The organism is Planktosalinus sp. (assembly GCF_059864935.1).
Genome location: NZ_JCBCCK010000076.1, coordinates 1 through 10,268 on the forward strand (window position 1 = coordinate 1; position 10,268 = coordinate 10,268).

Here is a 10,268-nt window from a genome sequence, read left to right on the forward strand (position 1 = left end):
AACAATTTGGAAAAACTGAAACAAGTGAATCTATACTCGTTTGTGCATAAAAAGTTAATTCAGTGGGGCAGTATGGATGGCATCCTGTTTTAAATTCTGCAATTGAATTACAGCCGATAGCGTTATTCTGAATTACAAAACTATAAAAACTATTTGGTTGTTCTGAAAGATAATAAGTACATAGATTTAAATAACTACAAACTGCTAATTGGGGGTTTCCGGAAATTATTTTATCTCCGCTATCATAAAATACATTTTCAAGGGCTGAAATATCATCAAGGATAAGATTATCCTCAATATATAAACTATGGATAGTTGAAATTGAGTTCAAACCATTTAAAGTTACAAGTGCATCATTTTCACGAATATTTATAGTTCCAGTACTTTCAAAGCTCCCTAATCCTACTAAAGAAACTAAATTATTGTTGTTTTTGATAATAACATCATCTGCAAAAGTTATATTATCTAAACCTGAAAGATTTACAAGAGAAGCATTGTTTTCAATGTGTAAATCATCATCTCCGGGATTAGTTACATTTTCTAAACCTTGCAAAGATAGCAACAGAGGGTTATTAATTATTTCAATTGAATATCCTACGCTTCCAGTTAATCCTGATAATCCTGATATACTAGTCAATTGTGGATTATCCTTTATTGTAAAATTACCGAAAGTGATTGTGGTTAAATTTTCTAATCCTAATAAATTGGTTAGTAAAGGATTATTAGAAATTGATAGACCTCCATTTTGAATGCTTATAATATTTGACAATGGACTCAAATCGATTATATCAGCCCCGCTTATCGTCACACCAGAAGAAATACCTCCTTGAATGGTAGTACAATTAGGATAATTAATTATAAAACTGTCAAGTTGTGCCTGTGTTGTAAAAGTCAATGGACCAGTAGGGCACTGCCCATGAACAAAAAAAGAAAAGCAAATTGCTATAAAAGAAAGTAATAGTCTTGGCATAACGAACAAATATTATGCAATATAGACATTATTCTTATTTTAAATTAAAATATCCATAGTCTAAAAACTCACGGCACCGGGTCATAACCTCTGCCACCCCAGGGATGACAACTAAAAATTCTTTTTATGGCCAGTTTACCGCCTTTTAAAAGTCCGTGTTTTTGAAGAGCCTCTTTGCTGTAATGGGAGCAGGTGGGTTGGTATCTGCAGGTTGCAGGTGTAAGAGGAGAAATAAATTTCTGGTAAAAATTGATGATGGCTATAAAAAATCGGGATATTATCTTCATAGTTTACATTATTCTCAAATACTCGGTAGTACCGTAAAAATAGAGGCTAAAACTTACTATTAACGATATAATAATTGCTTTTAAAAGAGGGTGTTTAGACTTGGAAACAATGAATAAACTATATAGCCTTGCAAAGGTATGGGAGATTAATAAAAATAATTCAAGTAAATATTCGCCGGCCTTGTAATTGCTTAAAGTTAAAACCACAAAAAATAATATCAGCACATATATTCCTTCAAGGGAAATAAATATTTTTCGGAAAACAGGGTTTTGTATCCAAAAAAATACAATATAGATTAAGAAAGGGATAGTTGTGAAAAATAGCAGAATATCAAATTCGTAGTTTTCAATTTGAATGTAGACCGCTGTCAATAATGAATATAAGACAACTGTCAGAAAACAAACTTGAGCTTTTTTTTCGTTGCTTGTTGGCATAGTATTTCAAATGTAATCAATTTGTTGATATTGAGATATGTGTTGGTATAAAGAGGTGTCAACAAATGAAATAGTAATTTTCTCACCACTCACCACTCACCAACTCAAAGACTCACCTCCGTGAAACTCTGTGTCTCCTTTGTGTCTCTCTGTGGTACAACTAAAGCAAGTGCTTCTTCAAATTCAGAGCGTCAAATTTCTTACATCTCACTACTCACAAACTAAAAGTAGTCCCGTCTTTACCGTCTTTCAATTGAATCCCGATAGCAGCCAGTTCATCCCTGATTTGATCACTGGTGGCAAAATCTTTTTTGGCGCGGGCTTCATTTCTCAGTTTGATCAATAAATCAACGGTATCACTCAGTTTTTTTGTGTTGGTGTCTGATGTGGATTCTTCCTTGATGCCCAAAACATCAAACACAAAAGCAAGGATGGTTACTTTTAAAGTATTTAAATCTGTAGTGGAAATAGTGGCATTTCCGTCTTTTACAGAATTGATAAATTTTGTAGCCTCAAACAATTGAGCAATGAGAATGGGACTGTTGAAATCATCATTCATGGCATCATAGCAAGACTGTTTCCAGGCATCGACATCAAAAGAAGATTGATTGCCGGCGGGGAGAATATCAATGTGTTTGATGGCATCCATCAGGCGATAGTAGCCTTTTTCGGCTGCCTCAAGTGCCTCGTTTGAAAAGTCGAGTATGCTTCGGTAATGCGCCTGATACATAAAAAATTTCACCACAGAAGGGGAGAACGGCTTGGAGAGAATATTGTTATCGCCATTGAAAATTTCATCGGGTAAAATATTATTCCCGGTTGACTTGGCCATTTTTTGTCCGTTAAGGGTAAGCATATTGGCGTGCATCCAATAGTTGACCGGTGTTTTTTCGCAATAAGCTTCAGATTGGGCAATTTCACATTCGTGATGCGGAAACTTTAAATCCATACCGCCTCCGTGAATGTCAAACTGTTCACCCAGATATTTGGTGCTCATCGCAGTACACTCTAAATGCCAGCCGGGAAAACCATCGCTCCAGGGAGAGGGCCAGCGCATAATGTGTTGGGGTTCTGCCTTCTTCCAAAGGGCAAAATCCTGCGGATTCTTTTTGTCGCTTTGCCCGTCAAGTTCGCGGGTGTTGGCAATCATATCTTCAAGATTTCTTCCGCTTAATTTTCCGTAATGATGGGTTTCGTTAAACTTTATCACATCAAAATACACAGAGCCATTTCGCTCATAAGCAAAACCTTTTTTAAGTATTTCTTCTATAATCTCTATTTGTTCTATGATATGGCCTGTAGCTGTTGGCTCAATACTGGGTGGATGGGCATTAAATTTCGCCATGGTGTTGTGAAAATCAACCGTATAACGTTGCACCACTTCCATAGGTTCAATTTGTTCAATGCGTGCTTTTTTGGCAATGCGGTCTTCACCGCTGTCGGCATCATTTTCTAGGTGACCGGCATCGGTGATATTTCGCACATAGCGCATTTTATACCCCAGATGTTTTAGGTAGCGAAAAACCAAATCAAACGAAAGAAACGTCCGGCAATTTCCTAAATGCACATTACTGTAAACTGTTGGGCCGCAGACATACATACCAATTGCACCTTCGTGAATGGGTGTGAAGGTCTCTTTCTTTTTTGAAATGGAATTGTAAATCTGCAGTTGTTGGTTTTTATATAATTCCATAATGATGTTAGGGCCGTTGACGGAAGACCGATGACGGGGTTTTATTTGATTGTATTTTTAAATTTAATTAACATATTCATCAGATGGAATGACTCGTCATATAATGTTTTAAATTCGTCTTGACTGATGTATTTTCTTCTCAAAGCCTTGTGTAGACAGGTTATAGTTTCAGCTAAAGAACGAATGGCATAACCAGTGAATTTTTTTTGCTCTGCATTTGATTGACCAATGCTCCCTTCAGAAATGTTAAGTGCAATTGAGTCTGCTGCCCTGCATATTTGCGTACTTAAATTGTAAAGTTCTTTCTTATGAAATTTCTCAGAAATTAGATTGATGTCTTCACCAAAATCCATCGCTTTTTGCCAAATAACCAATTTCTCAAATTTAAATTTAGATTCCATAGTGACTGCAATTTAAAAGCGTTATTAATTCAAGAATTCTAAAACTTTCGTTTTTCATCATCCGTCATCGGTCACCCGTAATCGGTCACCCATCATTTTTCATCACCACCCGTCATCGGTCATCGGTCATCCGTCATTTTTTTTTATCACCACCCGTCATCGGTCATCCGTCATCGGTCATCCGTCATCCAGCACCCCCTAAAACTCCGTTCCCATTTGAATATAATCCAAAAATTCCCTTCTTACAGCGGCTTCCTTAAACTTGCCTCCAAACTCTGAGGTGACTGTGCTACTGTCAATATCTCTGATTCCTCTGGAGTTAACACATAAATGTTTGGCATCAATGACACAGGCGACATCTTCAGTATTTAAAGCTTTTTGTAATTCTTTAACGACTTGAATGGTAAGTCGCTCTTGGACTTGTGGTCTTTTGGCATAATAATCCACAATACGGTTCATTTTAGAAAGGCCAATCACTGCTCCTGATGAAATATAAGCCACGTGTGCTTTTCCCACGATGGGCAGTAAATGGTGTTCACAGGAAGAATAGACAGTGATGTTTTTTTCAACCAGCATCTCTCCATATTTGTATTTGTTGTCAAAAGTGGAGGCTTTTGGTCTCCTGTCGGGGTGAAGCCCGCCGAAAATTTCGTTGACAAACATTTTAGCCACACGATTTGGGGTTCCTTGAAGGCTGTCGTCATTGAGGTCAAGGCCTAAGGTTTCCATAATATGTTTTACATCTTCCTTTATAAGTGCGATTTTTTCAAGGTCACTCAATTTAAAAGCGTCATTGCGTAAAGGTGTGTCACTTGAAGTGCCAATGTGGCTGTCGCCAATTTCTTCAAGCTTTTTTAAGTGTTTTTCTAATCCCATAGTTTTAAAATTCAATCCGCCTCCGGCGGATAGTTTGCAAAGATAGTTATTCTTGATAAGATTGTGAAATGGCATTTTTGATATTTTAACGCTTTTAAACTTTGGTTTTCATATTAATTTTAAAATTAACAGACCATAGATATTAAACGCTTCTAAAACATCCATAAACAAAAAAAGAGACCACTTTAAAAGATAGCCTCTTTCAATTTAGTTTTTTTTAAATTAAAAACCAAAATTTGCGGTTAACGCCACGAAATTTTCGGTGCTTTTAATTGAAGTAGCATTTGAGAATGCGCTGTTTGTATAAAACTGATGTTTTCTTTGTTGTTCTGTTCGAGCGTAAGCTAAATCTAACCTGAAATCCCCAAAACTATAACCGAACCCCAATGAAAATCCTTTCATGTCTCCCATCATTTCGGTATCATTATAAGGACTTTCCTCAAATTGCAGACCTCCTCTTAAGCTCATTTGGTCAATTCTGTATTCACCGCCGATTCTGACGGAGGATGCAGCCTTCAGCGCATTGCTAATTCTTGTATTTTCTGTATTAAATGCAACAATTCCTGATGGGCGAAAACGAATGTTCGAATAATCTTTATAAGTATAATCAATACTGATCAAACCATCACTGCCAAATAAATAGGCCACACTACCAGTCAACTTTCCGGGTGTTTTTAAAGTATAATCTTCATAAAGATTGATGATATTGGGTCTGATAGTTTCAGTAATTTGTTGGTTTTCTTCCGTTCTAACGGTACTGATTCGTTGTGTGGTTTCTTCTGTTATGGTGTGCCAGGTGGGGGTGTCATAAGTAATCCCAACTCTAAAAAAATCAGTTGGTCTTGAAATAAAACCAAGTTGGGCTGAAAAGCCGTCACCAAGAACAGCCAGATTGTTTCTAAAACCAATCTCGTTGATAAAACTATCTGTATTGGTGTTTTGTTCATAAAAGTAAGTGGATTCCCTGTATTCGATAATGTGAGAATTGAAGTTAGCACCCACATACAGATTGTCTTTAATTTGCATTCCTATGTTTATGGTCGCTTTTGCATTGTAACCCGAAGAAGAAAATCCATATTCCTGATTGTAAGTGCCCGGAGCCACGTTTGAAACGTATGAAGTATTGTTAGGGTTATCAAAATCTACAGGGTCAATGATGTAAGATTGGTATCCTAAAAAAGCTTGTTGTGCCCCAAAGCCTTGATTTTCTCCGAGAAATCTGTAGAGGCTGGAAATGGTTTCTCCTGCCTGTAACTCTAAAAGATTGAACTGGACGCCTTGTGCATAGCCAAGAAAGTAGCTGTCAATGGAGTTTGTACTCTGTCCGGAAGCAAAATATCCGTCATCAAAATTCTTTTTCACATCAAAGTTAAGACCCAGTGTAAACTTTCTCCAGAAGGCATCCTCTTCAAAATTATCAAAAACAAAAACAACACCGGCTTGATTAAAACTCAAATCAGAATTGAAATTTCTGTTATAAGTATCAAAATAATTGGTTTCATTTTTTTTGTCAAGCAATGATAAGGTCACACTTGCTGTACTGTTCAGAAAAACTGCAGAACCTGCAGGATTGAGTTGTACTGCAGATAAATCGCCACCAAGGGCTCCAAATGCACCGCCCATTCCGCTGAACCTCGCTGTTCCGTGAAGGCCATCTGTGCTGTACCTTAAAGCGTCAATGATACTTTGTGATGATAAATTCTGAGCAAAAACAATAACTATGATTAAGAGAAAACATCTTTTCATGTTTAATATTAAATTTCGTGAAACAAAAATGAATTTTAACCTCTGCCACCTCTACCACCACCACTACTACGGGTGGCGCCACCACCACTTCTTACTCCGGTTCCACCGGAAGACCTTACATTGGAGCCACCTCCACTACGGTTAACGTTTCCGGAATTTCGGGTATTTGTATTAGGGCGTGTCGTGTTGGGCGTCGGGTTATTTCTTTGGTTATTAATCCCCCTCTGTCGGGTGTTTCTTTGCTGAACAGGCCTTGTTTGGTCTGTTCTGGTAGGAACACCTCTTACATCTCGGGATTGAGCATTTCTACTGTTATTGATTCTTCTTTCAACTTCACTGCGGGAATACCTGCCTTCATTTGACCTATTGGATCTGGTAATATTTTCCCTGTTTACAGATCTTGTTGCAGATCTGCCTGGATTATAATCTGTATTTCTTCTGCCACGGTTGTAAGCCACATAATTGCTGTAGCCTCCATAATATGGGTTGTAATAGTAGCCCGGATGTGCATAATAAGGATAACCCCAACCACCCCAGTAGTATGGGTAACCCCAGCCCCAGGAAGGACCATAATAGCCGCCCCAAGAGTGCCAGTAACTAATTCCCCAACCGCTTCTGTACCACCACAATGGTCTGTGCCAGTAACCGTAATACCCCCAGCCGGGATTGTTGTAAACATTTATTGTTATTTCAGAAGTTTCACCCCAGGGACCATATGGCTCATCGTAATGTATTTCTTCTTCGTGGATATATCCGTCTTCGTCAACATAAGCATTTACAGATGTATAGCCCTCAACATCGGTAAATATGATGTCGCCCTCAGGTTCATTGGCATAAACCTGTGATTTGGTTTGGAAGTATTGCTTGTAGTAATTTCTGTTGTCAGCTTCTTGACCTTCATCTTCTTCTGATGTAACGGCAACGGCATTAGAAGAACTGTAGATACCATCATTGTCCTGATTGACTCTGTCTCTTGAGGTGCCACAGGACGACAATATCACTGCAAGTATGCTCACAGCAAGAAATTTATTAATATAATGGTATGTAAAATAACTTTTCATAACAATTGTTTTTAATTGTTCAACACTATAAATTTAAGTAGTTTTGCACAATGCAAAGAGTACTTTAACAGATTTAACACAATATTTATGCCAATCTAAAGGTATGGGAAAACATTTAACTAAACGGGAAGAAGACTATTCAAAATGGTACAATGAGCTGGTTGTCAAGGCAGATTTGGCCGAAAACTCGGGAGTAAGAGGGTGTATGGTCATCAAACCTTATGGCTATGCCATTTGGGAAAAAATGCAAGCTGAGCTTGACCGAATGTTTAAGGAAACCGGCCATCAAAACGCTTATTTCCCGCTGTTTATCCCAAAGTCCTATTTTAGTAAGGAAGCCAGTCATGTTGATGGTTTTGCAAAAGAATGCGCCGTGGTTACTCACTACCGATTGAAAAATGCAGAGGACGGCAGCGGAATCATTGTTGATCCCGAAGCCAAACTTGAAGAAGAATTGATTGTAAGGCCCACCTCAGAAACCATCATCTGGGACACTTATCGAAAATGGATACAATCATACAGGGATTTGCCTTTACTCATCAACCAATGGGCCAATGTGGTTCGCTGGGAAATGCGCACCCGGCTGTTTCTGAGAACTGCTGAGTTTTTATGGCAGGAAGGCCACACGGCACACGCCACCAAGCAAGAAGCCATTGAGGAAGCCGAGCAAATGATGCATGTGTATGCTGATTTTGCCGAAAATTTTATGGCTATTCCGGTTATCAAAGGAACCAAAACCGAAAGCGAACGTTTTGCCGGAGCTTTGGAAACTTATTGTATTGAAGCCCTGATGCAGGATGGAAAAGCACTTCAGGCAGGAACATCTCATTTTTTGGGCCAAAATTTTGCCAAAGCTTTTGATGTGAAATTTGCGGCACAGGATGGAAAACTTGATTATGTTTGGGCAACTTCATGGGGAGTTTCCACCCGTCTGATGGGTGCTTTAGTAATGACGCACAGTGATGATAATGGCTTGGTCATACCCCCAAACCTTGCACCAGACCAGGTTGTGATTGTTCCTATTTATAGAAGTGACGAAGAATATACTGCGGTTTGTAATGAAGCTGAAATAATCTTAAAAGAATTAAGGGAAAAAGGCATAAGAGTTAAATTTGACAAAAGGGATACATTTAAACCCGGGTGGAAATTCAATGAATATGAGTTAAAAGGAGTGCCCCTTAGAATTGCCATTGGTCCAAAAGACCTGGAAAACAAATCAGTTGAAGTGGCCAGAAGGGATTTGTTGAGTAAGGAGATAGTCGCCAGGGAAGTCATAGCCGAAAAAGTGAAGACTTTGCTTGTGGAAATTCAGAAAAATCTTTTTGATAAAGCACTTAAGTATAGAAATGAAAGCATCACTGAAGTAAATACCTTTGAAGAGTTCAAAAAAGTGTTGGAAACCAAGGGCGGATTTTTAAGTGCACATTGGGACGGTACTCCGGAAACTGAAGAGCAGATCAAAAACCTGACAAAAGCTACAATCAGATGTATTCCACTTGACGTGAAAAACGAAGACGGAGTATGTGTCTTTAGCGGCAAACCATCAGTAAAAAGGGTGCTTTTCGCGAAGGCGTATTAAATAAAATAAAAAATTATCCCAACAAATTGCGACATTCAAAAATTGTTGTATTTTTGCAACCGCAATAAAAGATGCATGGTCCGTTCGTCTAGGGGTTAGGACGCCAGGTTTTCATCCTGGTAACAGGGGTTCGATTCCCCTACGGACTACAAAAATTTGAAATGATGGAGTTTTTTGGTGGAAGCCAAAAAATAGCTTAACCAATGGTCCGTTCGTCTAGGGGTTAGGACGCCAGGTTTTCATCCTGGTAACAGGGGTTCGATTCCCCTACGGACTACAAAATAACAAGAGTTACAATTTAAGAAAAAACAAATGGCAAATCACAAGTCAGCGTTAAAGAGAATCAGAAACAGCGAGGTAAAACGTGTTCGCAACAGATATCAGCACAAATCAACCAGATCGGTGATTAAAAAGCTGAAAGAAACAGAAAGTAAGGAAGAAGCACAAAAAATGTATCCTGAAGTTGTTTCCATGATTGATAAATTGGCCAAGAAGAATATTATCCACGATAATAAAGCGGCCAATTTAAAATCACAGCTTGCTAAACACGTAGCTTCTTTATAAGCTACAGACCATATAATTTATTAAAACTCTCCTCTTTACGAAGTGGAGGGTTTTTTTGTTTGCTATAAATTATTGAAATTTTGTACCTTGTTAGCGTGAAAAAAGCATTTTTCAGAACCTTAGCAAAAGTCAATAAACTCATACTGCCAAGTTTTTCCAGGCAAAGACTTGATTTAAGTAAAGCCAAAAAGTGGCAGCTTTTAATCCTTGGCTGGAAAATCTATGTGACCAAAAATGCACTTGACTAAAAATATTCCATTTTAATATCCTATGAAAAAGTTTCTACCCGTTCTGTTTTTTTCTTTTGTGATATCATTTACTTTTCAAATAAACGCACAGGAGGGACCCTTTTTACCTAAAGGATTAACTGAATATGAAAAAGGTATAGTTGCCGGGTTTCAATTTAAAAGCAATAGCATTACCCCGCCACCAACCCTGCCTGTAAGAACTGCGGCAGAGTGGGAAGAAATTGAATATCTCGTCATTCGCTGGACCAGTACATTTCAGGACATTTTACTTCAGGTTGTTCAGGCCGCGGTTGAAGAGTGCAAGGTTTAGATCACTACTGAAAACCAAAGCACTGTTCAAAGTTTTTTGAGTTCAAATGGAGTTGATATGACAAAAGTGGAATTCTTAAATGCTCCCAGTAACACGAT

At 38.2% G+C, this 10,268-nt stretch carries 11 protein-coding genes and 2 tRNA genes; 6 read left to right on the top strand and 7 right to left on the bottom strand.

Going from position 1 to position 10,268, the window contains the following annotated elements; genetic code table 11:
* The 7 genes from AC6F75_RS03350 to AC6F75_RS03380 form a co-directional block, all read right to left on the bottom strand.
* A partial coding sequence (locus tag AC6F75_RS03350; RefSeq protein ID WP_500713535.1) for a hypothetical protein occupies nucleotides 1–970 on the bottom strand: 970 nt, incomplete at its 3' end.
* Nucleotides 971–1,038: 68 nt separating this feature from the next.
* Nucleotides 1,039–1,257 carry a membrane protein insertion efficiency factor YidD gene (gene yidD / locus AC6F75_RS03355; protein ID WP_500713536.1) on the bottom strand — a complete coding sequence of 73 codons (219 nt, stop codon included), beginning with the start codon at nucleotides 1,255–1,257 and terminating at the stop codon, nucleotides 1,039–1,041.
* Nucleotides 1,258–1,906: 649 nt separating this feature from the next.
* Nucleotides 1,907–3,385 carry a cysteine--tRNA ligase gene (gene cysS, locus AC6F75_RS03360; RefSeq protein WP_500713537.1) on the bottom strand — a complete coding sequence of 493 codons (1,479 nt, stop codon included), beginning with the start codon at nucleotides 3,383–3,385 and terminating at the stop codon, nucleotides 1,907–1,909.
* A 41-nt stretch (nucleotides 3,386–3,426) separates the two neighbouring features.
* A complete protein-coding gene (locus tag AC6F75_RS03365; RefSeq protein WP_500713538.1) occupies nucleotides 3,427–3,786 on the bottom strand; it encodes a four helix bundle protein in 360 nt (119 codons plus the stop codon).
* Between the two features lie 198 nt (nucleotides 3,787–3,984).
* The gene (gene folE / locus AC6F75_RS03370; protein WP_500713539.1) at nucleotides 3,985–4,662 is read right to left on the bottom strand and encodes a GTP cyclohydrolase I FolE; all 678 of its coding nucleotides are present in this window, start codon (nucleotides 4,660–4,662) and stop codon (nucleotides 3,985–3,987) included.
* 222 nt (nucleotides 4,663–4,884) lie between these two features.
* Nucleotides 4,885–6,408: an OmpP1/FadL family transporter gene (locus AC6F75_RS03375; RefSeq protein WP_500713540.1), complete on the bottom strand. Its 1,524-nt coding sequence runs from the start codon at nucleotides 6,406–6,408 to the stop codon at nucleotides 4,885–4,887.
* Nucleotides 6,409–6,443: 35 nt separating this feature from the next.
* A complete protein-coding gene (locus AC6F75_RS03380) occupies nucleotides 6,444–7,469 on the bottom strand; it encodes a hypothetical protein (RefSeq protein ID WP_500713541.1) in 1,026 nt (341 codons plus the stop codon).
* A gap of 103 nt (nucleotides 7,470–7,572) precedes the next feature.
* On the opposite strand from AC6F75_RS03380, the gene proS reads away from it, so the two are divergent.
* The 6 genes from proS (at nucleotide 7,573) to AC6F75_RS03410 (ending at nucleotide 10,170) form a co-directional block, all read left to right on the top strand.
* Nucleotides 7,573–9,048, top strand: a complete 1,476-nt coding sequence (gene proS, locus AC6F75_RS03385; RefSeq protein WP_500713542.1) for a proline--tRNA ligase — start codon at nucleotides 7,573–7,575, stop codon at nucleotides 9,046–9,048.
* 77 nt (nucleotides 9,049–9,125) lie between these two features.
* Nucleotides 9,126–9,197 (top strand) — tRNA-Glu (locus AC6F75_RS03390).
* A 56-nt stretch (nucleotides 9,198–9,253) separates the two neighbouring features.
* Nucleotides 9,254–9,325 (top strand) — tRNA-Glu (locus AC6F75_RS03395).
* Between the two features lie 35 nt (nucleotides 9,326–9,360).
* The gene (gene rpsT, locus AC6F75_RS03400; protein ID WP_500713543.1) at nucleotides 9,361–9,612 is read left to right on the top strand and encodes a 30S ribosomal protein S20; all 252 of its coding nucleotides are present in this window, start codon (nucleotides 9,361–9,363) and stop codon (nucleotides 9,610–9,612) included.
* 95 nt (nucleotides 9,613–9,707) lie between these two features.
* Nucleotides 9,708–9,860: an SsrA-binding protein gene (locus tag AC6F75_RS03405; protein WP_500713544.1), complete on the top strand. Its 153-nt coding sequence runs from the start codon at nucleotides 9,708–9,710 to the stop codon at nucleotides 9,858–9,860.
* Between the two features lie 22 nt (nucleotides 9,861–9,882).
* Entirely contained in the window at nucleotides 9,883–10,170 is a 288-nt protein-coding gene (locus tag AC6F75_RS03410; RefSeq protein ID WP_500713545.1) for a hypothetical protein, read from the top strand.
* Nucleotides 10,171–10,268 lie beyond the last annotated feature (98 nt).

Bases quoted from the DNA above. Each gene is read 5' to 3' on its own strand.
- proS (WP_500713542.1), top strand. From the start codon at position 7,573: ATGGGAAAACATTTAACTAAACGGGAAGAAGACTATTCAAAATGGTAC.
- folE (WP_500713539.1), bottom strand. From the start codon at position 4,662: ATGGGATTAGAAAAACACTTAAAAAAGCTTGAAGAAATTGGCGACAGC.
- cysS (WP_500713537.1), bottom strand. From the start codon at position 3,385: ATGGAATTATATAAAAACCAACAACTGCAGATTTACAATTCCATTTCA.
- AC6F75_RS03375 (WP_500713540.1), bottom strand. From the start codon at position 6,408: ATGAAAAGATGTTTTCTCTTAATCATAGTTATTGTTTTTGCTCAGAAT.
- rpsT (WP_500713543.1), top strand. From the start codon at position 9,361: ATGGCAAATCACAAGTCAGCGTTAAAGAGAATCAGAAACAGCGAGGTA.
- AC6F75_RS03380 (WP_500713541.1), bottom strand. From the start codon at position 7,469: ATGAAAAGTTATTTTACATACCATTATATTAATAAATTTCTTGCTGTG.
- AC6F75_RS03410 (WP_500713545.1), top strand. From the start codon at position 9,883: ATGAAAAAGTTTCTACCCGTTCTGTTTTTTTCTTTTGTGATATCATTT.
- AC6F75_RS03365 (WP_500713538.1), bottom strand. From the start codon at position 3,786: ATGGAATCTAAATTTAAATTTGAGAAATTGGTTATTTGGCAAAAAGCG.
- yidD (WP_500713536.1), bottom strand. From the start codon at position 1,257: ATGAAGATAATATCCCGATTTTTTATAGCCATCATCAATTTTTACCAG.